The sequence below is a fragment of the Brevundimonas sp. Bb-A genome, assembly GCF_009394735.1.
Taxonomy (GTDB): domain Bacteria; phylum Pseudomonadota; class Alphaproteobacteria; order Caulobacterales; family Caulobacteraceae; genus Brevundimonas; species Brevundimonas aurantiaca.
The window spans coordinates 474,370-496,949 of the sequence record NZ_CP045456.1 but is presented as its reverse complement, the minus strand read 5'-3'; the positions used below and the strand labels follow the sequence as shown (position 1 = coordinate 496,949).

The 22,580-nt window shown below is 68.7% G+C and carries 26 protein-coding genes; 8 read left to right on the top strand and 18 right to left on the bottom strand.

The window, feature by feature from the left end:
• Positions 1-16: 16 nt before the first annotated feature.
• The 3 genes from dapB to dnaK form a co-directional block, all read right to left on the bottom strand.
• Positions 17-766, bottom strand: coding sequence for a 4-hydroxy-tetrahydrodipicolinate reductase (gene dapB / locus BSP_RS02495; protein ID WP_152949186.1), 750 nt, complete (start codon positions 764-766; stop codon positions 17-19).
• On the bottom strand, positions 763-1,962 hold the full coding sequence (gene dnaJ, locus BSP_RS02490; protein ID WP_054764314.1) for a molecular chaperone DnaJ: 1,200 nt from the start codon (positions 1,960-1,962) through the stop codon (positions 763-765). The genes dapB and dnaJ overlap by 4 nt, the downstream gene beginning before the upstream one ends.
• A gap of 173 nt (positions 1,963-2,135) precedes the next feature.
• Positions 2,136-4,034 (bottom strand): molecular chaperone DnaK, encoded by a 1,899-nt coding sequence (gene dnaK, locus BSP_RS02485; RefSeq protein ID WP_152949185.1) that lies wholly within the window; start codon positions 4,032-4,034, stop codon positions 2,136-2,138.
• A gap of 236 nt (positions 4,035-4,270) precedes the next feature.
• Between dnaK and BSP_RS02480 the strand changes: the two genes are divergently transcribed.
• Positions 4,271-4,894 carry an alpha-ketoglutarate-dependent dioxygenase AlkB gene (locus BSP_RS02480; RefSeq protein ID WP_054764312.1) on the top strand — a complete coding sequence of 208 codons (624 nt, stop codon included), beginning with the start codon at positions 4,271-4,273 and terminating at the stop codon, positions 4,892-4,894.
• Here the strand turns inward: BSP_RS02480 and BSP_RS02475 are convergent.
• Together BSP_RS02475 and BSP_RS02470 are read right to left on the bottom strand one after the other, a co-directional pair.
• A complete protein-coding gene (locus tag BSP_RS02475) occupies positions 4,881-5,690 on the bottom strand; it encodes a siderophore-interacting protein (protein ID WP_054764311.1) in 810 nt (269 codons plus the stop codon). The two genes, BSP_RS02480 and BSP_RS02475, sit on opposite strands and share 14 nt — an antisense overlap.
• The gene (locus tag BSP_RS02470; RefSeq protein WP_227976021.1) at positions 5,687-6,319 is read right to left on the bottom strand and encodes a PadR family transcriptional regulator; all 633 of its coding nucleotides are present in this window, start codon (positions 6,317-6,319) and stop codon (positions 5,687-5,689) included. The genes BSP_RS02475 and BSP_RS02470 overlap by 4 nt, the downstream gene beginning before the upstream one ends.
• Before the next feature lie 105 nt (positions 6,320-6,424).
• Between BSP_RS02470 and BSP_RS02465 the strand changes: the two genes are divergently transcribed.
• The 5 genes from BSP_RS02465 to BSP_RS16460 are packed head-to-tail and all read left to right on the top strand — an operon-like array spanning position 6,425 to position 8,821.
• Positions 6,425-6,973: a dienelactone hydrolase family protein gene (locus BSP_RS02465; RefSeq protein WP_227976020.1), complete on the top strand. Its 549-nt coding sequence runs from the start codon at positions 6,425-6,427 to the stop codon at positions 6,971-6,973.
• Positions 6,940-7,170 carry a hypothetical protein gene (locus BSP_RS16285; RefSeq protein WP_227976019.1) on the top strand — a complete coding sequence of 77 codons (231 nt, stop codon included), beginning with the start codon at positions 6,940-6,942 and terminating at the stop codon, positions 7,168-7,170. The genes BSP_RS02465 and BSP_RS16285 overlap by 34 nt, the downstream gene beginning before the upstream one ends.
• Positions 7,171-7,227: 57 nt before the next feature.
• The gene (locus tag BSP_RS02460; protein WP_054764309.1) at positions 7,228-7,683 is read left to right on the top strand and encodes an Rrf2 family transcriptional regulator; all 456 of its coding nucleotides are present in this window, start codon (positions 7,228-7,230) and stop codon (positions 7,681-7,683) included.
• Positions 7,684-8,634: an NAD(P)/FAD-dependent oxidoreductase gene (locus BSP_RS02455; protein WP_227976018.1), complete on the top strand. Its 951-nt coding sequence runs from the start codon at positions 7,684-7,686 to the stop codon at positions 8,632-8,634.
• Positions 8,635-8,692: 58 nt separating this feature from the next.
• The gene (locus BSP_RS16460) at positions 8,693-8,821 is read left to right on the top strand and encodes a hypothetical protein (RefSeq protein WP_255478926.1); all 129 of its coding nucleotides are present in this window, start codon (positions 8,693-8,695) and stop codon (positions 8,819-8,821) included.
• A gap of 1 nt (position 8,822) precedes the next feature.
• Here the strand turns inward: BSP_RS16460 and BSP_RS02450 are convergent, their stop codons facing one another.
• The 5 genes from BSP_RS02450 to typA all read right to left on the bottom strand — a co-directional run bounded on the left by BSP_RS02450 (position 8,823) and on the right by typA (position 16,662).
• The gene (locus BSP_RS02450) at positions 8,823-9,287 is read right to left on the bottom strand and encodes an OsmC family protein (RefSeq protein ID WP_054764308.1); all 465 of its coding nucleotides are present in this window, start codon (positions 9,285-9,287) and stop codon (positions 8,823-8,825) included.
• A complete protein-coding gene (gene trpS / locus BSP_RS02445; RefSeq protein ID WP_054764307.1) occupies positions 9,287-10,327 on the bottom strand; it encodes a tryptophan--tRNA ligase in 1,041 nt (346 codons plus the stop codon). Before trpS ends, BSP_RS02450 begins: the two co-directional genes overlap by 1 nt.
• A gap of 123 nt (positions 10,328-10,450) precedes the next feature.
• Entirely contained in the window at positions 10,451-12,046 is a 1,596-nt protein-coding gene (gene murJ / locus BSP_RS02440; RefSeq protein ID WP_152949184.1) for a murein biosynthesis integral membrane protein MurJ, read from the bottom strand.
• Between the two features lie 36 nt (positions 12,047-12,082).
• Complete coding sequence (gene glnD, locus BSP_RS02435) at positions 12,083-14,785, bottom strand: [protein-PII] uridylyltransferase (protein WP_152949183.1); 2,703 nt, start codon at positions 14,783-14,785, stop codon at positions 12,083-12,085.
• Positions 14,786-14,829: 44 nt separating this feature from the next.
• Positions 14,830-16,662, bottom strand: coding sequence for a translational GTPase TypA (gene typA / locus BSP_RS02430; protein ID WP_152949182.1), 1,833 nt, complete (start codon positions 16,660-16,662; stop codon positions 14,830-14,832).
• A gap of 222 nt (positions 16,663-16,884) precedes the next feature.
• Between typA and BSP_RS02425 the strand changes: the two genes are divergently transcribed.
• Positions 16,885-17,196 carry a UrcA family protein gene (locus BSP_RS02425; protein ID WP_152949181.1) on the top strand — a complete coding sequence of 104 codons (312 nt, stop codon included), beginning with the start codon at positions 16,885-16,887 and terminating at the stop codon, positions 17,194-17,196.
• Here BSP_RS02425 and BSP_RS02420 read toward each other — a convergent pair.
• Genes BSP_RS02420 through BSP_RS02390 form a run of 7 tightly spaced genes read right to left on the bottom strand, consistent with a single transcriptional unit; the run spans position 17,193 to position 21,430 of the window.
• Positions 17,193-17,669, bottom strand: a complete 477-nt coding sequence (locus BSP_RS02420; RefSeq protein ID WP_054764302.1) for a GNAT family N-acetyltransferase — start codon at positions 17,667-17,669, stop codon at positions 17,193-17,195. The genes BSP_RS02425 and BSP_RS02420 overlap by 4 nt on opposite strands.
• Positions 17,670-17,680: 11 nt before the next feature.
• The gene (locus tag BSP_RS02415) at positions 17,681-18,151 is read right to left on the bottom strand and encodes a DUF6265 family protein (protein WP_152949180.1); all 471 of its coding nucleotides are present in this window, start codon (positions 18,149-18,151) and stop codon (positions 17,681-17,683) included.
• Between the two features lie 33 nt (positions 18,152-18,184).
• On the bottom strand, positions 18,185-19,009 hold the full coding sequence (locus tag BSP_RS02410) for a helix-turn-helix domain-containing protein (RefSeq protein ID WP_152949179.1): 825 nt from the start codon (positions 19,007-19,009) through the stop codon (positions 18,185-18,187).
• 1 nt (position 19,010) lies between these two features.
• Complete coding sequence (locus BSP_RS02405) at positions 19,011-19,445, bottom strand: DUF1178 family protein (RefSeq protein WP_152949178.1); 435 nt, start codon at positions 19,443-19,445, stop codon at positions 19,011-19,013.
• A gap of 16 nt (positions 19,446-19,461) precedes the next feature.
• Positions 19,462-20,301, bottom strand: a complete 840-nt coding sequence (locus tag BSP_RS02400) for a carbon-nitrogen hydrolase family protein (RefSeq protein ID WP_152949177.1) — start codon at positions 20,299-20,301, stop codon at positions 19,462-19,464.
• Between the two features lie 4 nt (positions 20,302-20,305).
• Positions 20,306-20,563 carry a glutaredoxin 3 gene (gene grxC / locus BSP_RS02395; protein WP_054764297.1) on the bottom strand — a complete coding sequence of 86 codons (258 nt, stop codon included), beginning with the start codon at positions 20,561-20,563 and terminating at the stop codon, positions 20,306-20,308.
• A 60-nt stretch (positions 20,564-20,623) separates the two neighbouring features.
• Entirely contained in the window at positions 20,624-21,430 is an 807-nt protein-coding gene (locus BSP_RS02390) for a ComF family protein (protein WP_054764296.1), read from the bottom strand.
• On the opposite strand from BSP_RS02390, the gene BSP_RS02385 reads away from it, so the two are divergent.
• Positions 21,429-22,358: a methyltransferase domain-containing protein gene (locus tag BSP_RS02385; protein WP_054764295.1), complete on the top strand. Its 930-nt coding sequence runs from the start codon at positions 21,429-21,431 to the stop codon at positions 22,356-22,358. The genes BSP_RS02390 and BSP_RS02385 overlap by 2 nt on opposite strands.
• Before the next feature lie 18 nt (positions 22,359-22,376).
• Here the strand turns inward: BSP_RS02385 and BSP_RS02380 are convergent, their stop codons facing one another.
• On the bottom strand, positions 22,377-22,556 hold the full coding sequence (locus tag BSP_RS02380; RefSeq protein WP_054764294.1) for a Flp family type IVb pilin: 180 nt from the start codon (positions 22,554-22,556) through the stop codon (positions 22,377-22,379).
• Between the last annotated feature and the right edge of the window lie 24 nt (positions 22,557-22,580).

Genomic DNA, 22,580 nt, shown 5'->3' with positions numbered 1-22,580 from the left:
GGGGCCAGGCGCGGCTTCAAGCCTGACGGAAGCCCAGCACGTCCTGCATGTCGTAAAGGCCGGGTCGGCGGGTGCGAACCCAGGCGGCGGCGGCGACCGCGCCCTTGGCGAACAGCGACCGGTCGATCGCGGAATGGCTGAGGGTCAGGACCTCGTCCTCAGAGGCGAACAGCACCGTATGTTCGCCGATGATTCCGCCGCCCCGGATCGAGGAGAAACCGATCTTGCCGGTCTCGCGCTCGCCCTGGACGCCGTCATAGGGTTTGGAGCGGATCTCGGCCAGGTCCGTGAAGCGGCCCTCGGCGGCGGCCTCGCCCAGCATCAGGGCGGTGCCCGAGGGAGAATCCACCTTGCGGCGGTGGTGGGCCTCGGTGATCTCGATATCCCAGTCCTGGGCGTCCAGACGCTGGGCCGCGTGCTGGACCAGGCCGATCAGGATGTTCACGCCCAGGGAGAAGTTGCCGCTCTTGACGATGGCGATCTTCTCGGCGGCCCTCATCAGCTCGGCCTCCTGGGCCGGGGTGAAGCCGGTGGAGCCGATGACCAGGGCCGGGCCGCCGCGCTCGGCCGCAGACTGGGCCAGGGCGACCGAGGCGTCGGGCGTCGAAAAGTCGATGATGACGTCGCACAGGGAGATGTCGGCCGTCTCGCCCCAGTCGAACCGGGCGGCGACGACCACGTCCTCGCGCGCATCCAGAACCTGTGACACCGCGCGGCCCATCCGGCCGCGATAGCCGGAAATGCCGGCGTGGAAGATTGCGCTCAAGCCGCGTTCTCTTTCGACCCGTCCGCATCCTGGCTGCCCAGGATGTCGGCCCAGAAGCGCTTCGCCTTGCCGGCGAAGCTGGAATTCCGGGGGTTCTGCGCCTCGCCGAAGGACAGGGCAAGCTCTTGCAGCAATTCCTTCTGACGAGGGGTCAGGTCGGTGGGGGTCTCGACGAACAGTTCGACGACCAGATCGCCGCGCGTGCGGCCGTTCAGATGGGGCATGCCCTTGCCCTTGATCCGGACGGTCTTGCCGGTCTGGGCGCCGGCGGGCACCTGGACGGCGGCCTTGCACTTGCCGTCACAGGCGTCGGAGACCAGGCAGGGGGCGTCGATCTCGCCGCCCAGGGCCGCCACCGTCATCGGCACAGGCACGGTGACCAGCAGGTCCAGGTTGTCGCGCTCGAACAGGTCGTGCGGCGTCACAGAAAGGAAGACGTACAGATCGCCGCGCGGGCCGCCGCGCTGGCCGGCGTCGCCCTCGCCGGTCAGGCGGATGCGCGAACCGTCGTCGACGCCGGCGGGAATTTTCAGGTTCAGGGTGCGTGTCTTTCGCACCTGGCCGTGGCCGTGGCAGGCGGGGCAGGGGTCGGCGATCATCTGGCCCGCGCCGTGGCAGCGGGGGCAGGTCCGCTCGACCTGGAAGAAGCCGTTGGCCTGGCGCACGCGGCCCGCGCCGTTGCAGGTGGTGCAGGTGACCGGCTTGGTGCCCGGCTTGGCCCCCGAGCCCTCGCAGGTCTCGCAGGTCAGGGTGGCGGGGACGTCGATCTGGACCTCGGCCCCGCGATAGGCCTGCTCCAGCGAGATCTCCAGGTCGTAGCGCAGGTCGGAGCCCCGGCGCGGTCCGCCCTGCTGGCCCCGGCCTTGGCGGCCGCCGAAGGCGTCCCCGAAGGCGTCGCCGAAGACCTGGGAGAAGATGTCGTTCAGATCGGAGAAGCCTTGGCCCTGGCCGAAGGGATTGCCGCCGCCCCCGCCGTTGACCCCGGCATGGCCGAACCGGTCATAGGCCGCCCGCTTCTGGTCGTCGGACAGGACCGTATAGGCCTCGGAAATCTCCTTGAACTTGGCCATCGACTCTTCCGAGCCGCCGTTGCGGTCCGGGTGATGGATCATGGCCAGTTTGCGATAGGCCGATTTCAGGCCGGCGGCGTCGATCGTCCGCTCGACGCCCAGAATTTCGTAATAGTCACGCGCCATCGGGCGTCAGTCCTCATTACTTCCCCTGCCGCCCGGCCCGAACCTCTGCGGGCTCTGGAAGAGGCGGTGTCCCGGCTGACATGGGGGCCGGAACGCTTGATGCAAGTTTCATGAAAAGACCCCGCCTATCGCAAGACAAGCGGGGCCGTATCATTTCAGCGACCTGTTGCGGATCAGGCGCTCTTCTTCTCGTCGGTGTCCGAGACGTCCTCGAACTCCGCATCCACCACGCCGTCGTCAGCCGGCTGGCCTTCGGCGGGCGCGCCCTGCTGGGCGGCGTACATGGCTTCGCCCAGCTTCATCGAGGCCTGCACCAGGGTGTTGGTCTTGGCGCGGATGTCCTCGGCGTCCGTACCCTCGCGGGCGGTCTTCAGATCGGCCAGAGCGGTCTCGATCGCGGTCTTGACGTCGGCCTCGACCTTGTCGCCGTGGTCGGCCAGGGCCTTTTCGGTCGAGTGGATCAGGCTGTCGGCGGCGTTCTGGGCCTCCACCAGGTCCTTGCGGGCCTTGTCGGCGGCGGCGTTGGCCTCGGCTTCCTTGACCATCTTCTCGATGTCGGCGTCCGACAGGCCGCCGTTGGCCTGGATGCGGATCGACTGTTCCTTGTTGGTCGCCTTGTCCTTGGCCGAGACGTTGACGATGCCGTTGGCGTCGATGTCGAAGGCGACCTCGATCTGCGGCATGCCGCGCGGCGCCGGGGGGATGCCCATCAGGTCGAACTGACCCAGGAGCTTGTTGTCCGCCGCCATCGGCCGCTCGCCCTGGAAGACCCGGATCGTCACGGCCGACTGGTTGTCGTCGGCGGTCGAGAAGGTCTGGCTCTTCTTGGTCGGGATGGTGGTGTTGCGCTCGATCAGGGGCGTGAAGACGCCGCCCAGGGTCTCGATGCCCAGGGTCAGGGGCGTCACGTCCAGCAGCAGCACGTCCTTGACGTCGCCTTGCAGCACCCCGGCCTGAACCGCGGCGCCCAGGGCCACGACTTCATCGGGGTTCACCCCCTTGTGCGGCTCCTTGCCGAAGAAGGCCTTCACGGCCTCCTGAACCTTGGGCATGCGGGTCATGCCGCCGACCAGGACGACCTCGTCGATGTCCGACGCCTTCAGGCCGGCGTCGGCCAGGGCCTTCTTGCACGGCTCGATGGTGCGGGCGACCAGGTCGTCGACCAGGGCCTCCAACTTGGCGCGCGACAGCTTGATGTTCAGGTGCAGCGGGCCCGAGGCGTTCATGGTGATGAACGGCAGATTGACCTCGTACTGGGTGGTCGAGGACAGTTCCTTCTTGGCCTTCTCGGCCTCTTCCTTCAGGCGCTGCAGGGCCAGCTTGTCCTGGCGCAGGTCGACGCCCTGCTCCTTCTTGAACTCGTCGGCCAGATAGTCGACCAGGCGCAGGTCGAAGTCCTCGCCGCCCAGGAAGGTGTCGCCGTTGGTCGACTTCACCTCAAAGACGCCGTCGCCGATCTCCAGGATGGAGACGTCGAAGGTGCCGCCGCCCAGGTCATAGACCGCGATCTTCTGACCGTCGTTCTTCTCCAGGCCATAGGCCAGGGCGGCCGCAGTCGGCTCGTTGATGATGCGCAGGACTTCCAGCCCGGCGATCTTGCCGGCGTCCTTGGTGGCCTGGCGCTGGCTGTCGTTGAAATAGGCCGGGACGGTGATGACGGCCTGGGTCACCTTCTCGCCCAGATAGGCCTCGGCGGCCTCCTTCATCTTGGTCAGGGTGAAGGCCGAAATCTGCTGGGGCGAATAGTCCTTGCCGTGCGCACGCACCCAGGCGTCGCCGTTCGGACCCTTGACGATCTCATAGGGCACCATGCCCTTGTCCTTCGCCACGACGGGATCGTCGAAGTTGCGGCCGATCAGGCGCTTGATGGCGAAGAAGGTGTTGGCCGGGTTGGTGACGGCCTGACGCTTGGCCGGCTGACCCACCAGGGTCTCGCCGCCGTCCTGAAGGGCGACCACCGAGGGGGTGGTGCGGGCGCCTTCGGCGTTCTCGATGACCTTGGGGTTCTTGCCGTCCATGACGGCCACGCAGGAGTTGGTGGTGCCGAGGTCGATGCCGATAATCTTGGCCATGGGCGTACTGTTCTCTCCGTATCGGCGGGCGATGCGGCGGCCTTCGATGAAGCGCCGCGCGTGACCGCCCCCTGTGGGTTGGCGTGATGGTGCCGGATAGCCCCAAACTTCTCGGGGTTTCTCCGAAGCTGGCCCCGATATGGGAAAGTCCCCTAGGCCTGCAAGGGCGTTCTGCGATTCAGCGGTGCGCCGGCCCCGGTTTTCCCGCAGGATGAGGCCATGTCCCCGGTTTCAGCATGATTTCAGAGGTCCAAACCGCCGTTCAAGGCTTCCGCCTGTGGCCCGGCGCCCTGGACGGTCCGGCCCAGGCCGATCTGGTCGATGCGGTGTTCGCGCGTCTGGAGGCTGCGCCCCTTTATCGGCCGATCACCCCTGGCGGGCGGCCGTTTTCGGTGCAGATGAGCAATTTCGGGCCGCTGGGCTGGGTCTCGGACCGCAGCGGCTATCGCTATCAGCCGACGCACCCGCAGACCGGGCGGGCCTGGCCGGATATTCCGCCGGTGCTGCTCGACTTGTGGCGGGCGACCGTCGGCGGGCCTCAGCAGCCGGACGCCTGTCTGGTCAATCTGTACCGCGAGGGGGCGAAGATGGGCCTGCACCAGGACAGGGACGAGGCGGACCTGACGGCTCCGGTTCTTTCGGTGTCGCTGGGCGAGGCGGCCCTGTTCCGTATCGGGGCGGTCGAGGGCGGTCGCACTGCGACGCTGCGGCTGGACAGCGGCGACGTCTGCGCCCTGACCGGGCCGGCGCGACTGGCCCGGCACGGGGTCGACCGCGTCCTGGCGGGCTCGTCGCGCCTGATCCCGGGCGGGGGACGGCTGAATCTGACCCTGCGCGTGGCGGGGATCAATCCTCGATGACCTCGTGGGCGCCGGCGCCGCCGAGGCGCCAATAGCCTGCCGCCTTCACGGACTTGGCCGAAAAGCCGAGCGCCAGCACGCGTGTGCGCAGGGCCTTGGCCACGGCGGATTCGGCGGCGATCCAGACATAGGCGTCCTTGCGATCCACCTCGGTCAGGGCCCGATCCGCCGCCGTCAGCAAGGCGTCGGAACGGCCTCGGGGCGCGCCGTCGCGGATCGCCCAGGTAAAGGCGACATCTGCGGCGCTTTCGAAGGTCCAGGTCGACTCCATATCCGCAACCTCGACCACCACATGGGCGCGTGCGTCGGCGGGCAGTTCCTCCAGACGGCGGGCGATGGCCGGAAGGGCGGTCTCGTCGCCGATCAGCACATGATCGGCATAGGCGGTGGGGACGATGAAGGAGCCGCGCGGCCCCCCCACCCCCAGGACCGAGCCGGTCTTCGCCGCCATGGCCCATTCGGTCGCCGGACCGCCGTGGCCGGTGACGAAGTCCAGGGTCAGGCGACGGGCGGCGGCGTCATAGGCGCGGGGGGTGTAGTCGCGCATCACCGGGCGCGGCTCGGCGAAGACTGGACCGTCCGGCCCGAGCGTCGGCAGGACCGGCGCCTGACCCTCGGCGACCGGGAAGATCTTCACATGGTCGTCGAAGCCCAGGGAGACGAAGCCGTCCAGATCCGCGCCTTCCAGCACGATGCGGCGATAGGTCGGCGTCAGATCCTCGATCGAGGCGACGGCCAGGGTGCGGAACTTCAGTTCGTGCCGCACGCGACGCGGGATGCGCAAGAGCCCGGTCATGCCTGTTCCACCTTGTCGGCGGCCTCGTTCAGTATGGCGGCGATGGCCTGAATCTGGGCCTCGGTCAGGGCGGTCTCGCCCGTCAGACGGCCGTGAATCGTGTGGCGCAGGCGGCCGATGGCGTCCTGGATGGCGGTCGGCCTGAGGGCGCGGGCGGCGAACTTGTCCATCGTCGCCTCGGCGGCGCGCAGGATCGCCTCGTTCTCGGCCAGCAGGGCGCGCCCGGCCTCGGTGATCGAATAGAGTTTCTTGCCGCCCTGGGCCTCGGATTCCAGCGCGCCCATTTCCTCCAGCAGGGTCAGGCTGGGATAGATGACGCCGGGGCTGGGCGAATAGGCGCCGCCCAGTTTCGTCTCGACCGCCTTGATCAGCTCATAGCCGTGGCTGGGCTTTTGCGCGATCAGCGACAGCAGAACCCAGCGCAGGGTTCCATGGTCGAACAGGCGGCCGCCGCCGTGGCGTCCGGGCCCATGGCCGCGCCCTCGCCCTTCGCCGCCCCAGCCCGGACCGAAGCCCGCGCCGCGTCCGCCGCGCATGCCTCGCCCGAAGGCGTGGCCGAAGCCGCCGTGACGGCCATGTTTTTCGCCGCATCCGTTGCGGCCGTGGAACATCCCCGTGGTCCTCATCATCGCTTCCTTTTCGATATATCTATTCATAAGTTTTCAGATATATCGAAATATCGAAATCCGCAAGGGGGGCTGGTTTTCGGCGCGCCGCTGCGGCGTATGTCCAGGATGGACGATCTGAAACGCCGCTGGGCCCGCCTCGAACCCCATCTGACCATCGTCGGCCCGGACGACGATCGGCCCCGCCCGGCGGTCCTGCTGTTCCACGGCTGCGGCGGTCTGCGCAGCCATCTGCCCCGCTATGCGGAGGCGGCGAAGGCGGCCGGCTGGCGGGCCTTCATCGTCGATTCCTATGGGCCGCGCGGATGGGGCCGGGCCTTCACCCTGACGGCGGTCTGCACCGGCCTGGCCTTCCGGGGCTATGAGCGGGCCGGCGACGTCCTGGCGGCGATCCAGGGGATTTCGGCCCGCCCGGACGTGCACGCGACCCGGCTGGCCCTGGCCGGCTGGAGCCACGGCGGCTGGTCGATCATGGAGATGATGAGCGCCGACCCTGCGCCCAACACCCTGGGCGTGGCCGATCCCGGTGCGGCCGACCTGTCGGGTGTTCGCGCCGTCTGGCTGGCCTATCCCTATATAGGGCCCTTCGCCTTCAACCGGAGCCCTGGCGGCATTGCCCCCGGGTGCTGGCCGTCACCTGCAAACGCGACCATCTGACCACGGTGCGCAACGCCGAACTGGTCAACGCCATGATCCGCAACTGCGGCGCCGAGGTCGAGAGCTGGGTCGCCGCCGGCACCCACGCCTTCGACGAACCGACCAACAACGGCCCGATGCGCCACGACCCGGACCTGACCGAGGAATCCCTGCGCCGCTTCCGCGCCTTTCTGACCGACGTCGCGCCGCACGTTTGAAAAAAGAGTGCCGTCTCCGTCTTGACGATCGGCTTATCACGTAACAATTGAAGTTACATGAAAAGGGACTCCCGCCTCTCCAACATCCTCCACGCCCTGCTCCACATGGCCGAGTACGAGGCGCGGAGCGGCGCATCCATGACGTCGGATCAGCTGGCCGTCTGCCTGTCGACCCATCCGGTCGTGGTGCGCCGGACCATGGCGGGCCTGCGCGAACAGGGGCTGGTGGTCTCGGAAAAGGGGCGTGGCGGCGGCTGGCGGCTGGCCCGGCCGCTGGATCAGGTCACTCTGGGCCAGGTCAACACCGCTCTGGGCGAGCCCGGTCTGTTCCCTGAAACCCCGCCGGTCGAGGCCGACGGCTGCCTGGTCGAGGCGGCGGTCAACGACGCTCTGGCCGAGACCTACGCCGAGGCCCGCGCCCTGCTGGTCGCACGGCTGAACGAGATCACCCTGGCCGATCTGGCGGCGGACTTCGCGCGCCGAATGGCCGACCACCCAAAAAGGATCTGCTGAATGCCCGTCTCAACCTCCATCGTCCCGAGTGAGCCCATGCCGCACGACGCCCTGATCCTGGGCGGCTCCTACGCCGGCCTGTCCGCCGCCCAGCAACTGGTCCGCGCCCGTCGCCGGGTGCTGGTCATTGACGACGGAAAGCCGCGCAACAGGTTCGCCGCGCGCGCCCATGGGTTTTTGAGCCAGGACGGCAGGCCGGGGGCCGAGATCGCCGCCGCCGCCCGCGCCCAGGTCGCCGCCTATCCCACCGCCGCCTTCCGCATGGCCGAGGCGGTCGAGGTCGAGCGGATCGAGGGCGGCTTCTCGGTCGCCTTCGCCGACGGGACGCGGACCACCGGCCGCCGTCTGCTGCTGTCGCACGGGGTCGAGGACGTGCTGCCGGACATTCCGGGCGTCAAGGAACGCTGGGGCCGGACGGCGCTCCACTGTCCCTGGTGCCACGGCTATGAGATCGGCGGCGGCTCGATCGGGGTGCTGGGGCGCGGCGACCATGCGGTCCAGTACGCAGCCACTGTAGCGGAGTGGGGCCAGGTCACCCTGTTCATGGGGCTGGAGGTCGGACTGTCGCCCGAGGACGCCCATCTGCTGTACCGGCGCGGCGTGACCATCGAGACCACGCCCATAGAGCGGCTGGAGGGCGACGCCCCCACCCTGACGGGCGCGCGCCTGGCCGACGGGCGGTTTGTGGCGTTGAAGGCCCTCTTCGTCGGAGCCCAGATCCAGGTCGGCAATCCTTTCGCCGAGCGCCTGGGGTGCGAAATGACCGACACGCCCATGGGCCGGGTGATCAAGGTGGACGGGATGCAGCAGACGACCCAGCCGGGCGTCTTCGCCGCCGGCGACCTGGCCCGCGCCGCGTCCAACATCACCCTGGCGACCTCGGACGGCATGATCGCCGGCCACGCCCTGTTCCGCTCGCTGGTGGAGGAGGAGACGCAGCGCGCGGCCTGATTGGCGCGGCGACAACATGTCGCCTTCCGCGCGAGTCTGATCAGGCTAGGTTGTGCGCATGCAAGTTTCCGCCAAGACATCCATCGCGCTCAAAGGGCTGCTCGTTCTGGGCGGCCTTGTTGCGCTCGTCGCGGCGGTCGGCATTCTCGGCGCGCCGGTCTTCATGGCGATGGCGCTGAACGGCTAGGTCAGCCGATCGTCGCGATCGTCGTGATCGTCGCGCGTACGGAATGGGCCATTTCGCAATGGTCGTGGGCCTGGTGGTGCAAGGCGTCCAACTCGTCCTGCGTCGGCACGCGACCCGTGAAACTGGTGCATGGGTTCAAGGTCACTTCGGCGATATAGCCGCGCCCTTGGTCGTTCTTGCCCATCTTGCCGAAAGCCTCGTCGACATAGGTGTCGACCACCAGGCCGGCGTTGGCGGCGAAGGCCAGGAACCACAGCATGTGGCAGCTGGACAGGGAGGCGATCATCGCCTCTTCGGGATCGACGGCGGAAGGATCGGACATCGGCAGGGGCACGCTGGCCGGCGCCGACGACCCCGGCACGACCGTCCCGCCGTCGAAGGTCCAGGAATGGGCGCGGCTGTAACGCTTGTCGAGGAAGGGCTGATCACCGCGGCTCCAGGCGACCTTCGCCTCGTACTTGCCCATCACGTCCTCCAGAAGCCGACCATCTTCTTGACCTCTTCCACCACCGGATCGGCGATTTCGGCGGCGCGCTCGGCCCCGGCCTTCAGCACCCGGTCGATCTCTACGGGATCGTCCATCAGCCGGCGCATCTCGGCCGTGACCGGCGCCAGGGCCGAGACGGCGAGGTCCGCAAGAGCCGGCTTGAAGGCGCCGAAGCCCTGGCCGCCGAACTGTTCGATCACCTGTTCGCGCGTCAGCCCGGCCAGGGCGGCGTAGATGGCCACCAGATTCTTGGCCTCCGGTCGGTCGTTCAGCCCGTCCAGGGTTGCCGGCAGGGGCTCGGGATCGGTCTTGGCCTTGCGGATCTTGGACGCGATCGTGTCGGCGTCGTCGGTCAGATTGATCCGGCTGTTGTCGGACGGGTCCGACTTGGACATCTTGGCCGCCCCGTCGCGCAGGGACATGACGCGCGTCGCCGGCCCCTGGATCACCGGTTCGGGCAGGGGGAAGAAGCCGGGCGCGCCGAAGTCGTTGTTGAACTTGGCGGCGATGTCGCGGGTCAGCTCCAGATGCTGCTTCTGGTCCTCGCCGACCGGCACTTCCGTGGCCTTGTACAGCAGGATGTCGGCGGCCTGGAGCACGGGGTAGGTATAGAGGCCGACCGAGGCCCGCTCCTTGTGCTTGCCCGACTTCTCCTTGAACTGGGTCATCCGGTCCAGCCAGCCGAGGCGGGCGACGCAGTTGAAGATCCAGGCCAGTTCGGCATGGGCGCGCACGGCCGATTGCGGGAAGATGATCGACCGGGCCGGGTCCAGACCCGAGGCCAGATAGGCGGCGGCGATCTCGCGCGTCTGGGCCGCCAGCTTCTCGGGCTCCTGCCAGACGGTGATCGCATGCAGGTCGGCGACGAAGACGAAGACCGGCGCGCCCTGGTCCTGCAGTTCGACGAACCGCTTCAGGGCGCCCAGATAGTTGCCCAGGTGCAGGGCGCCGGAGGCCTGGATGCCGGACAGGATACGGCGCGGGCCGGTGTAGAGGGCCGGAGGGGTTTGATCGGTCATGGGGTCGGGTCTCGGAAAGTCGGAATCAGGCGTGACGAAGGGGGCGGCGGTTCAGCCGCGCCATCGCCAGGTGGAGATCAGGCCCGAAAGGATCATGGCTCGCGCTTATCGCCTCGAAGAGGTTCAGTCCAGACCGGAGGCGGCCGAACCGCCGGGCTCGCGGCGCAGGGTCGCCTTCAGCTCCGCCACGGTGACGGCGCGGAAGGCCAGAAGACAGACGCCATAGACGCCCGCGCCCAGGCCGCAGACCACCAGCACGGCGATCTCCTTGGCCAGAAACAAACGGCTGAGCAGTCCGTAGTTGATCCCCGCCAGCAGCAGCAGGCCGGCCATGACCGCGCTGGCGGCCAGGACGCGCGAGAGCCGGGAAACGAAGGCCGGCGACGGCCGCCAGCTGTTCTCGCGAACCAGAACCCCGGCCAACAGGCCGACATTGATCCAGGCCGAGACGCTGGTGGCGATCGCCAGGCCCAGCACCCCGTCCCAGCCCTGGGCGCTGAACCAGAAGAACAGGCCCGAGCCCAGGATGACGGTGATGACCACGCTGACCACCGCGAAGATCATCGGCCGGCGCGTGTCCTGGCGCGCGAAGAAGGGCGGGGTCAGAACCTTAGCCAGGACGAAGGCCGGCACGCCCCAGGCGAACTGGCGCAGCACATCGGCGGTGCGGGCGGCGTCGGCGCTGGTGAAGGCGCCGCGCGTCACCGTGGCGTCGATGATGAAGAAGGGGATGACGAACAGGGCCACGGCGGCCGGCAGGGTGAAGGCCATGGCCAGGTTGATCCCGTCATCCAGCGTCTTCTGCCCGCCCGCGTGATCGCCGGAGACGAAGGCCTTGGTGAGGCGTGGCACCAGGGCCAGGCCGATGGCGACCCCGACCAGACCCAGGGGAAGCTGGTACAGCCGGTCGGCGTTATAGAGCACCGACCGCGCGCCTTCGTCCGACCCGGTCAGGAACTGCGACACCAGGGAGTTGATCTGCAGGGCGCCCCCCGCCAGGGCGCCGGGTACGGCCAGAGCCAGGGTGTGGCGGACATTGGGCGTGATCCGGGGCAGGCCGATCCTGAGCCGCACGCCCAGCCGCCGCACGCCCCACCACAAGAGGCCCGCCTGAATGACGCCTGACACCGTCACCGCAGCCGTCACCATCAGCAGCACGGTCTCCTGCGGGATCGGCAGGAACACCGGCGGCAGCAGGGCGGCCAGGGTGCACAGGTTCAGAAACACCGGTACGGCGGCCGACAGCGCAAACCGTCCGCCGGTGTTCAACACCCCTGACAGCAGCGAGGCCGCAGTCATGCAGGCCAGATAGGGCATGGCCAGCTGGGTTGCGATCACGGCGGCGCGCAGCACCTCGGGTCGACCCTGATAGGCCGACAGCAGCCAGGGCATGATCCAGGGCATCACGACCTGAAGCAGGATGCAGAAGCCGGCGACCACCGCCAGCATGAAGCTGAGCGCCTCGGATGCGGTGACGGCGGCGGCCTCTTCGCCTTCGCGCGCCCGGACCCCGCCGTAGACGGGGACAAAAGCCTGGGCGAAAGCGCCCTCGGCGAACAGGCGGCGGAACATGTTGGGCAGCATCAAGGCCGTGGTGAAGGCGTCCATCATCGGCCCCTGGCCGAAGCGCGCCGCCAGCGCCATGTCGCGGACAAATCCCAGAATTCGGCTGCCCAGGGTCAGGCTGGACTGAACCAGGGTGTTGCGGGCGAGGCTCATGCGGACCGGGGGAGGAAGGCTGGAGAAAGGCGAGGCTTAGCGCGCTTCCGTCGGCGGCGATACGGGTTTGGCGCGGGTCCGCCGCCCCAGTTCGGAGACGTCGCGCGCGCTGGCGCGAGCCGAGGCGACCTTGCGGCCCTCCGGCGCCGGGGCGCGGCTGTCCAGTACCGCTTCCAGGGCCGCGCGCAGTTCGGCGACCCGCTGTTCCGAGGTGATCTTCCGACCCTTGCGATCGACCACATAGAAGCTGTCCACCGCCCGCTCGCCATAGGAGGCGACATGGGCCGAGCGGATGTTCAGCCCTTCGTCGCTGAAGACCCGTGACAGGGCCGCAAGCAGGCCGGGCCGGTCGGCGCCCGAGACCTCGACCACGGTGGCGGTCTCGCTGGCGTGGTGATCGACCATGACCACGGGCCGGACCTCGAAGGCGGCCTTTCTGGCGTTGCCGGCGGGGGCGGGCGCCTTGCCGATGCGGCCCTCGCCGCGCGCGGCCTTCTCCAGCGCCTCGATCAGGGCGTTCAGCCGGCGCGGCTCGGCCTGGCCGTAGGGCAGGCCCGCCCCGTCCTGAACCCGAAAGACGTCCAGCACCACTCCCTCGTCCGTGGTCGCCACCCGGGCGTCCGTGACGTCGGCGCCCAGGGCGGCCATGGTCTGGGCCAGGTCGGCGAACAGGCCGGGCCGGTCCAAGGCGGCGATGGAGATTTCCGTAGCCTGGACCGGCAGACCCTCGACCGGCGTCAGGGGGGCGGCCTGGGCGGCGGCGCCGGTCTGGCGCGCCCGCTCCACCAGGGCCGGATGGGCCGCCAGCGGATCCGCGCGCGCCACGTCTTCGCCCCGGAACAGGGCGGCGACCTGGTCATAGAGGGTCCGCATCAGCTGGCCCTTCCAGCCGTTCCAGACCCCCGGCCCAACGGCGCGGATGTCGGCCACGGTCAGGACCAGCAGCATCCGCAGCCGCTCCGGATCGCCCACCAGTTCGGCGAAGGCCCGGATGGTGCCCGGATCGGACAGGTCGCGCTTCTGGGCGTAGTCGGACAGGGCCAGGTGGCTGCGCACCAGCCAGACGACCAGTTCGATGCGGCGCGGATCGACGCCCAGTCGTTCGCAGGCCCGGCGCGCGGCGATGGCCCCGTCCTCCAACTGGCCGCGCTCGCCCCCCTTGCCGACGTCGTGCAGCAGCATGCCCAGCATCAGGGCTTCCATGTCCGAGATCAGGTGCACGATCTCGCTGGCCATCGGGTGGTCGGCCTTCAACTTGCCCCGGGCGATGTCGTTGATGACGCCGATGGCCTGGAGGGTGTGCTCGTCCACCGTATAGGCGTGGTACATGTTGAACTGGGTCTGGCCGACGATCCGCCCCCATTCCGGCAGGAACCGCCCCAGCAGCCCCGTCTCGTTCATGATGGTCAGGGTGCGATAGGGCCTCTGACCATGCGCCAGGACGTCGAGGAAGGCCCGCGACGCCACCGGATCGCGTCGCAGACGGGGCGTCACCAGCGACAGGGAGCGGGTCACGGCGGAGAAGGCGTCGGGGTGCAGGTCCAGATCGTGCCGGTCGGCGCAGACGAACAGGGTCAACAGCTTGACCGGATCGCGTTCGAACACCGAGGCGTCCTCGACCGACAGCCGCCCTTGGTCGATCCAGAAGCCCTCGATGTCCAGTTTTCGGCGACTGGGTCGAAAGGCGATCAGGCGCGACAGACCCTGGGCCGTCTTCTGGTGCCGCGCCTCCAGCTTGGCCGACATGGCCCGCGTCAGGGCGCCGACGTCACGGGCGTAGAGGAAATAGCGCCGCATGAACCGCTCGACCGCCGGCTCGTCGCCCCGGCCCTGCCAGCCCATGCGCCGGGCGACCTCGGGCTGCATGTCGAAGGTCAGCTTCTCCTCCGCCCGCCCGGCGACCAGATGCAGATGGATCCGCACCCGCCACAGGAAGTCGAAGGCGTCGTCGGACGTCCGGCGTTCGCGCGGGGTGAACAGTTCGTCCATCACCGCCGCGCCCAGTCGGCTGTCCGGCGCCAGGGATCGGGCGATCCAGTACAGGGTGTTGAGGTCGCGCAAGCCTCCCTTGCCGTCCTTGACGTTCGGCTCGACCTTATAACGGGTCACGCCGGCCTTCTGGTGCCGGGCGGCGCGTTCCTCCAGCTTGGCGGCGATGAAGGGACGGGGGTCGGCCTTGGCCACCATGTCGCGGAACCGGCCGATCATCAGCTCGGACAGGCGCGCGTCCCCCGCCAGATGGCGCGCCTCCAAGAGGGTGGTCCGCACCGTCATGTCCGTGCGCGACAGGCTGAGGCATTCCTCCACCGACCGCACGGATGGCCCGACCTTGATGCCCAGATCCCACAGAACATAAAGGACGAATTCGATCACTGTGCCCCCGCGCGGCGTCGCCTTGGCGGGCCGCAGGAACAACAGGTCCAGGTCGGAATAGGGGGCCAGCACGCCCCGGCCGTAACCGCCCACGGCCACCAGGGACAGGCGTTCGCTCTCGACCGGGGAAACCGGGAACAGGACCTCGGTCGCCACGCGCCACAGGGCCGACAGCATGTCGTCGGCGGCCCTGGCGTAGAGGCGGGCGACTTCCCGCCCCTTCATTCCGCCGTCCAGCTTGCGCTCGGCGCGAGCGCGGGCGACGTCATAGGCTTCGCGCAGAACGACAGAGACCGCCGCGCGCGGGTCTTTCGCGCGGGCGGCCTCGTCAAGGCGGTCATCCAGACTGGGCGGAACGAGGGTCATGTCCGGCCCATATAGGCGCCGAACCCCTATGCGTCAGTGAAGGATTATTCGGGGCGAACGCGCTTCTTGCGGAACGACGGGTTCAGCACCTGTTTGCGCAGACGGATGGACTTCGGCGTCACCTCGACCAGCTCGTCGTCGTCGATATAGGCGATGGCCTGTTCCAGCGACATCTGGCGCGCAGGGGTCAGGCGCACGGCCTCGTCCTTGCCGGCGGCGCGGACGTTGGTCAGCTGCTTGCCCTTGATCGGGTTGACGTCCAGGTCGTCCCAGCGCGCGTTTTCGCCGATGATCATGCCCTGGTAGGTCTTTTCGCCGGCGCCGACGAACATGACGCCGCGATCTTCCAGGTTCCACAGGGCGAAGGCGGCGGTTTCGCCGTCGGAGTTCGAGATCAGCACGCCCTTCAGACGGCCGGCGATGGCGCCCTTGTGCGGCTCATAGTGGCTGAACACCCGGTTCAGCACGCCCGAACCGCGCGTATCGGTCAGGAATTCGCCCTGATAGCCGATCAGGGAGCGCGACGGGCACTTCAGCTGGATACGGGTCTTGCCGGCGCCCGACGGGCCCATGTCGGTCATTTCGGCCTTACGGGCCGACAGCTTCTCGATGACGATGCCCGAGAACTCGTCGTCGACGTCGATCATGACGTCCTCGATCGGCTCCATCTTCTCGCCGTTCGGACCTTCCTGGAAGACCACGCGCGGACGCGAGATCGACAGTTCGAAACCCTCGCGGCGCATGTTCTCGATCAGAACGCCCAGCTGCAGTTCGCCGCGGCCGGCCACCTCATAGGCGTCGCCGCCTTCGGTGGTGGTGACGCGGATGGCGACATTGGCCTCGGCCTCCTTCAGCAGGCGGTCGCGGATGACGCGCGACTGGACCTTGTCGCCCTCGCGACCGGCCAGGGGGCTGTCGTTGACCGAGACGGTCATGGAGATGGTCGGCGGGTCGATCGGCTGGGCGGGAAGGGCTTCGGTGACTTCCAGGGCGCACAGGGTGTCGGCCACGGTCGCCTTGGACATGCCCGCGATGGCGACGATGTCGCCGGCCTCGGAGCCCTCGTCCAGCGGCTGGCGCTTCAGGCCGCGGAAGGCCAGGACCTTGGTGATGCGACCGCGCTCGATCTCCTTGCCGTCGCGGTCCAGGGCCTTGATGGCCATGCCGGGCACGGCCTTGCCGCTCTCGATCCGGCCCGTCAGCAGACGGCCCAGGAAGGGGTCGGATTCGATCAGGACGTTCAGAATCTGGAACGGCTTGTCGACGTTCTGCTGCTGCTTGGGCGGCGGGACGTGACGGACGATCAGGTCGAACAGGGGCGCCAGATTGTCGTTCGGCTGGTTCAGGTCCAGCGTCGCCCAGCCGTTGCGGCCCGAGGCGTAGATGTGGGGGAAGTCCAGCTGTTCGTCGGTCGCGCCGATGGCGGCGAACAGGTCGAAGGTCTCGTTGTGGACCCGGTCCGGATCGGCGTGGGCGCGGTCGACCTTGTTGATGCACAGGATGGGGCGCAGGCCCATCTTCAGCGCCTTGGTCAGGACGAACTTGGTCTGGGGCATGACGCCTTCCTCGGCGTCGACCAGCAGGACGCAGCCGTCCACCATGCCCAGGATCCGCTCCACCTCGCCGCCGAAGTCGGCGTGGCCGGGGGTGTCGATGATGTTGATCCGGGTTTCACCGGCCTCGCCGTTCCAGAGCACCGAGGTGCATTTGGCCAGGATGGTGATGCCCCGTTCCTTCTCCTGGTCGTTGGAGTCCATGGCGCGCTCGGTCGTCGCCTCATTGGCTCGGAAGACGCCGGACTGGGCCAGAAGTTGGTCCACCAGGGTCGTCTTGCCGTGGTCGACGTGGGCGATGATGGCGACGTTGCGCAGGTTCATTTGATAATCGCGAAAAGGCGCGGCCGAGATGCGGGCGGCCGCTGGTCATGAAAAGGCGTGCAGGGAGCGCGCGCCTCTTACAGCCATGTGGACGGAAAGACCAGAGCGGGCGTTTCGCCGCCTGCCGCCGCCTTACCGATATTTCATTCCGGACGCCGCATCCGCGCGGTCGAGCCCACTCCTCTACCCCTCGACGGCGTGACCGTTTGGACAAGGGAGACGATGATGACGGGCTTAATGGGATTGATGCTGGCGGCGGCCGTTCTGGCGCCCGGCGGCGCGCCGGACATGCGCGTGGACGCCAAGGGGCTGAGCATGGGCCGGACGGGGGACGCAGCGGTTCTGGCCGATCGAATTCAGACGGCCAGCCGAGACTGGTGCGCCCAGCATCGGGCGGTTCTGACGCCTAGCGACCTGGGGCTGCCGCAGGTGTGCGAGCGGGAAATGCGGCGCCGCGCCTATTATCAGCTGCCTGCTTCCGAACGCCGCCTGTTCGTCAAGGCCGGCGGGCGTCGCCTGCTGAACCAGTTTTAGAGACGACGCACCATATAGCGGGCGTCGGCGCCGTAGCTGGCCAATTTGGCGGCCATGCCCGGCGCCGTCTGCTCAACGAAGCCGTGGCGGGACCAGAAGGCGACGGCGTCATTGACGGCCACCAGGGCGACGGCGGGCCAGCCGTCCTCCGTCGCCTGTTCCGCCAGCCGTTCGACCACGGCGTGGGTCAGCCCGCCGCCCCGCGTCTCGGGGTGCAGGGCCAAGTCGTGTAGATAGAGGACGGCCGGGTCCGTCGGCAGGCCTTCGATCACCGTGTTCAAGGGCGGCGCCCCGTCGGCCCGCCAGGGATAGGCGATCAGATAGCCCTGCGCGGGGGCGTCCCCGTCCGTCAGTACGAAACAGCCGCGCGGATAAAGGGCCAGCCGGTTCTCGAAACAGGCCCGCGCCTCGAAATGATCGGGGAAGGACAGACGGGCGATCTCGACCACGGCGTCGATGTCGCTCGGCCGCATCGGACGCCAGACTAGCTGGGGCAGCGCGCGTTCAGCTCCGCCTTGTGGAAACGCCATCGAATAATCCTCTCCTGGCCGTCCAGCACGCCTTCGATCCGGGCGTTCAGGATGTCGCCGTCGCGTTCATAGACGACCCGTTTTGGAAAGTCGTCGTCGGCCGCCTGTTCGAACACCACCCGGCTCGGTCCGGAGGCGACCACCGGAAAGACGGCGGCAGGCTGGCCCTCCGGCTGGGCGAAATAGGCCAGGGGCGCGGCCGGGGTCGGATCGACCGGGGCGATGCGCGACAGCTCCCACCCCGCCCGTCCGCCGCGAACGGTCAGCGAGGTTCCCAGCATCAGCTCCAGGCGCGGATCGGTCCAGGTTTCGGACACTTCGCGGCCCGGTTCGCAGGACAGCCAGTAGCCGGCCATCCAGCCCAGATCGGGACGCAGGTCCGGCCCGGTCTGAAGGGCGGCGGCGAGAAGCAGCGGGGTCAGCATGGTCGGTTTTCCTCTCCGGTCGACGTCGACAGGCTAGGCGGCGTGCGGGCTGGACGGCTTGTAGGTTTGCGACGCTATGGCTCGGGCCAGGGCGTGCTGCTCCCGGGCCCATTCCGTGGCGGTGCAGCCCAGGAAGCGCCGGAAATCGCGGGCCATCTGCGGTTGGTCGAAATAGCCGGCCTCTAGCCCCGCTTCGAGCCAGCTCTGAGCCTCGCCGTCCGGCTGTGCGGCGTGGTCGAACACCCGGCGAAAGCGGAAAATCGAACGCAGCAGGCGGGGCGAGACACCGACCCGGTCGGCGAAGCGCCGCTGAAGCGCCCGTTGCGCCCCCGACGACCGAGGCGGCGCGGGCCGCTCGGCGGCCGCCTCATCGATCTCTGGGCGAACGATCGGGTCGATCGTCCAGTCCCCGTGCTGCTTCTGGCGGGTCAGCCAGGCGACGAAGGCCTCCGCCTGGCCCGTCGGATCGCCCGGCGGCGGATCGAACCCGATGAGGCGTTCGACCATGTCCAGCCGTCTGTCGGTCGCCTCGACCAGCGGTCGACCCAGAAAGTCACGCGCCCCGTCCGGTTCGAACCGGACGGACACCAGTTCGGTGGGGCCGGTCGGCTTCATGGCCAGGGGGCGGGTCATCTGTCCGGCGAACAGGGCCGGGGGCTGCAGGTGGAAAGCACCGTCCTCGCCCTGTTCGGCGTAGGGGGCGCCGAGGTCGAACACCAGTTCGGGGCAGCCGTCAGGCGCGATACGCTGGATGGTTGGACTGGGATCGGGGGCGGCGTAGGTCCAGATGACGCGGACGAAGGGCGCCAGCGCTGGCGGCGGCGCGAACTCCTGATACCGTTCCTCCCCCGAGGCCACTTCAGTTGACCTTGGAGGGGTCTGGCGGCGGGGCGGGCAGGGGGGCGACCGGCACGCCGTCCTCCTTCAGCTTCTTCACCTCGGCGGGCGTGGCCTCGCCGTAGATCTCGCGCTTTTCGGACCGGCCTTCATGGATGTCGCGGGCCTCGCGGGCGAAGGCGTCGCCGACATAGTCGAAGTTCGCCTCGACATGGGCGCGCACCTCGCGCGCGGCCTCCATCATCATGGTCTGCATCCGGGCCGCGATCTCGGGGGCCGCCTCCGGCTTTCGCGTTCCGCTGACGGCCGGGGCCATGATCGCCTTCCGCACCGCGCGCGAACCGCAGAACGGGCATTCCACCAGACCGCGCGCGGCCTGGTCGTCATAGTCGGCGGACGAGCCGAACCAGGCTTCGAAACCGTGGGCCTGATCGCAGTTGAGGGCGTATCGGATCATGAGGGTTGGAGCTGAATCAGCGGGCAGGCAGAAAGTCGCGGTCGTGGGTCAGGGCCGGCACGGCCGTCCGGGCCTTGGCCGTCGCCTCCATGTCCAGCTTGGCCGTAAGAATGCAAGGCTCGTCATGATCCGCCTTGGCCAGAATCTCGCCCCAGGGGCCCACGACCGTCGAACGCCCCCAGGTGCGGCGGCCGTCCTCATGCAGGCCGCCCTGGGCCGGGGCCAGGACGAAGGCGCCGGCTTCTATGGCCCGGGCGCGCAGCAGCACCTCCCAATGGGCTTCTCCGGTCGGAACCGTAAAGGCGGCGGGCACGGCGATCATCGACGCCCCGGCCTTGGCCAGCTGGCGGTGCAGGTGGGGGAAGCGGATGTCGTAGCAGATGGTCAGGCCCAGCCGCCCCCAGGGCGTGTCGGCGACCGCCGCCCCGTCGCCGGGCCGCACCGTGGCGCTTTCGCGATATTTTTCGCCATTGGGCAGTTCGACGTCGAAGACGTGCAACTTGTCGTACCGGGCCGTGATCGCGCCCGCCGGATCGACCAGCAACGATCGGTTGGCCGCTCGCCCGTCGCCCGTTTGGCCGGATCGGACGATGGCCGAGCCGATCAGAAGCCAGATCCCCAGCTCCGCCGCCAGACCGCGCAGGCCCAGGACGGCGACGTCAGCCTCTTCATCCGTGATCGCGGCGTCGCGTCGGTCGCGGCGCTGTTCCAGGACATTGGTCCCTTCCGGCGTCAGGACGAATTTCGCTCCGCCCGCCGCCGCCTCGCGGATCAGGGGCTCGACATGGGCCAGGGCCGCCTCGGCCGTCGCCGGCGTGCGGGTCTGGATCAGGGCGATGTCGAGCCCGCCGCTCATCGCATCAGGCCGTCAGAAGCGGATCGAGCTTGCCGTCGCGGTCCAGGGCGTGGATGTCGTCCGAGCCGCCGACGTGCTGACCGTCGATGAAGATCTGGGGGAAGGTCATGCGACCGCCCGACTTCTCGACCATCTCGGCCTTCTTGTCGGGGTCGTTGGAGGCGACGATCTCATGATAATCGACTCCCTTCTTCTTCAGAAGCGCCATGGCGCTGTAGCAATAGGGGCAGCCGGGCTTGGTGTAGATGACGACGTCGGCCAAATCAGAACTCCAGATTAAGCATGTCCCTCAAGCAGCGAGCCGCGCGGGGAGCGATAGGGACTACATAGTCAGTTCACGGGCGTTTCGCACCCGCGCGATCACGGCCAGATCCACGGCCCGCGCCCCGGCGTCGAGCAGGGCGCGCGTGCAGGCCTCGCCGGTCGCGCCCGTGGTCAACACATCGTCGATCAGAAGGATGCGGCGCCCCTTCAGGCGGCGTCGCCCGGCCTCGGTCACGGCGAAGGCCTTTTTCACATTCAGCCGTCGGCCGCGGCGGCTCTTGCCGCCCTGGCTCGCCGTATGGCTGGCCCGGATCAGGGCGTCGGGCAGATAGTCCAGCCCCGCCCTTCGGGCCAGGGGGCGGGCGATCTCGGCGGCCTGGTTGAACCGGCGCGACAGCAGTCGCAACGGGTGCAGGGGCACGGGGACCACGGCGTCGGCCTCAGCGACCAGTTCAGCGCCCGCTCGGCTGATCCAGCGCGCGAACAGGGCGGCGAACTGCTGCTGGTCCCCGTGTTTGAAGCGCAGGATCAGGCTTCGGGACGCCTCGTCATAGACGCAGGCGGCGCGGGCGCGGGCGAAGACATAGGGTTGGGCGATGCAGGCTGCGCAGCGGGTTTCGGCGAAAGGGCCGCCGTCGAATTCGAAGGCCGCGCCGCAGCCGTCGCACACCGGCGCCTCCAAGAACCGTATGCGGCTCCAGGCGTCGGGCGTCAGGCCGGCAGCGGCCGTGGCCTCGGGGCTGTCATGCGCCAGGGGCGGCAGGACCAGATCGGCCAGTCCCCGCGCGAAGTCCAGGCCGGCCCGCCGCAAATGACGCGCCGCCCCTTCCCAGGCGCGCCCCAAACCCCCATCCTGAAGGTCCATGAGCCTTTCCCCCTCCTCCGGCCCCGACGCCGTGCCGCCGACGACCGCCCCCCCGCGCATCTTTGACGCCGGGCGTCGAGAGGCGCGACTGGCGCGGTCCGAAAGGCGGCTGACGCAGGCCGATTTTCTTCACGTCCGCGCGGCCGAAAACGCGGTCGGCAGTCTCGAGGCCATATTGCGCGACTTTCCCGTCGCGGTCGATCTGTCCGCCCATCCGGGCCCCTTCGCCCGAGCCCTCGCGTCCAGCGAAGCGGCGGATCGGGTGGGGCGGATCGTCGCTCCGACCTCGCGGGCCGAGCGGGCCGCGCCCGGTCGCGACGCCCTGCCGCTGGAAGACGGGACGACGGATCTGATCGTCTCCCTGCTCAATCTCCACTGGGCCAACGACCTGCCCGGCGCATTGGCCCAGATCCGGCGCGCCTTGAAACCGGACGGGCTGTTTCTGGGCGCCTTGTTCGGGGCGGGCGCCCTGAAGGAGCTTCGGGCCGTCCTGACCGAGGCCGAGCTGGCCGAACGCGGCGGGGCCCAGGCGCGTGTTTCGCCCTTCGCCGACGGTTATGACGGGGCCGCCCTTCTCCAACGCGCCGGCTTCGCCCTGCCGGTCTCGGACGTGGACCGTTTCGTGGTGCGCTATCCGGACATGTTCGCCCTGGTCCGCGATCTCCGCGCCATGGGCGAGACCAATGTGCTGCACGGGCCGATCCGCCCCCTGAATCGCGCAATCATCAGCCGTGCGGCGCATCTTTACGCCGAACGCTACGGCGACGCGGACGGGCGGATCTCCGCCACCTTCGAAATCATTCACCTGGCCGGTTGGAAGCCGCACGAGAGCCAGCAGAAGCCGCTGCCGCGCGGCTCGGCCAAGGTCCGGCTGGCCGACGCCTTGGGGGTCAAGGAGTTGACGGGGGAGGAGGGCGATCCGGCTTGATCGCGCTGCGGGAACGCGTCAGCGTCCCAGGGCGTCCGCGATCTTCTGCATGACGTCTTTGTAGAGGGCGCCGTTGGCCCCCCCCAGGGCGTTCAAACCGCCCAGGATGGCGACGAAGATCAAGCCGCAGATCAGACCGTATTCAATGGCGGTCGCGCCGCGCTCGTCGCTCAGGAACCGGGCGATGAATCCGTTCATGTCCCGCTCCATGGACGGCGGTGG

Bases quoted from the DNA above. Each gene is read 5' to 3' on its own strand.
- BSP_RS02385 (WP_054764295.1), top strand. From the start codon at position 21,429: ATGAGCCTTTCCCCCTCCTCCGGCCCCGACGCCGTGCCGCCGACGACC.
- trpS (WP_054764307.1), bottom strand. From the start codon at position 10,327: ATGACCGATCAAACCCCTCCGGCCCTCTACACCGGCCCGCGCCGTATC.
- BSP_RS02460 (WP_054764309.1), top strand. From the start codon at position 7,228: ATGAAAAGGGACTCCCGCCTCTCCAACATCCTCCACGCCCTGCTCCAC.
- BSP_RS02415 (WP_152949180.1), bottom strand. From the start codon at position 18,151: ATGCTGACCCCGCTGCTTCTCGCCGCCGCCCTTCAGACCGGGCCGGAC.
- glnD (WP_152949183.1), bottom strand. From the start codon at position 14,785: ATGACCCTCGTTCCGCCCAGTCTGGATGACCGCCTTGACGAGGCCGCC.
- BSP_RS02480 (WP_054764312.1), top strand. From the start codon at position 4,271: ATGATTTCAGAGGTCCAAACCGCCGTTCAAGGCTTCCGCCTGTGGCCC.
- BSP_RS02390 (WP_054764296.1), bottom strand. From the start codon at position 21,430: ATGGACCTTCAGGATGGGGGTTTGGGGCGCGCCTGGGAAGGGGCGGCG.
- BSP_RS02470 (WP_227976021.1), bottom strand. From the start codon at position 6,319: ATGATGAGGACCACGGGGATGTTCCACGGCCGCAACGGATGCGGCGAA.
- dnaK (WP_152949185.1), bottom strand. From the start codon at position 4,034: ATGGCCAAGATTATCGGCATCGACCTCGGCACCACCAACTCCTGCGTG.
- BSP_RS02420 (WP_054764302.1), bottom strand. From the start codon at position 17,669: ATGCGGCCGAGCGACATCGACGCCGTGGTCGAGATCGCCCGTCTGTCC.
- BSP_RS16460 (WP_255478926.1), top strand. From the start codon at position 8,693: ATGCAAGTTTCCGCCAAGACATCCATCGCGCTCAAAGGGCTGCTCGTT.
- BSP_RS02400 (WP_152949177.1), bottom strand. From the start codon at position 20,301: ATGAGCGGCGGGCTCGACATCGCCCTGATCCAGACCCGCACGCCGGCG.
- BSP_RS02475 (WP_054764311.1), bottom strand. From the start codon at position 5,690: ATGACCGGGCTCTTGCGCATCCCGCGTCGCGTGCGGCACGAACTGAAG.
- BSP_RS02405 (WP_152949178.1), bottom strand. From the start codon at position 19,445: ATGATCCGATACGCCCTCAACTGCGATCAGGCCCACGGTTTCGAAGCC.
- BSP_RS02450 (WP_054764308.1), bottom strand. From the start codon at position 9,287: ATGGGCAAGTACGAGGCGAAGGTCGCCTGGAGCCGCGGTGATCAGCCC.
- murJ (WP_152949184.1), bottom strand. From the start codon at position 12,046: ATGAGCCTCGCCCGCAACACCCTGGTTCAGTCCAGCCTGACCCTGGGC.
- BSP_RS02465 (WP_227976020.1), top strand. From the start codon at position 6,425: ATGGACGATCTGAAACGCCGCTGGGCCCGCCTCGAACCCCATCTGACC.
- typA (WP_152949182.1), bottom strand. From the start codon at position 16,662: ATGAACCTGCGCAACGTCGCCATCATCGCCCACGTCGACCACGGCAAG.
- BSP_RS02425 (WP_152949181.1), top strand. From the start codon at position 16,885: ATGATGACGGGCTTAATGGGATTGATGCTGGCGGCGGCCGTTCTGGCG.
- BSP_RS02455 (WP_227976018.1), top strand. From the start codon at position 7,684: ATGCCCGTCTCAACCTCCATCGTCCCGAGTGAGCCCATGCCGCACGAC.
- BSP_RS02380 (WP_054764294.1), bottom strand. From the start codon at position 22,556: ATGAACGGATTCATCGCCCGGTTCCTGAGCGACGAGCGCGGCGCGACC.
- dnaJ (WP_054764314.1), bottom strand. From the start codon at position 1,962: ATGGCGCGTGACTATTACGAAATTCTGGGCGTCGAGCGGACGATCGAC.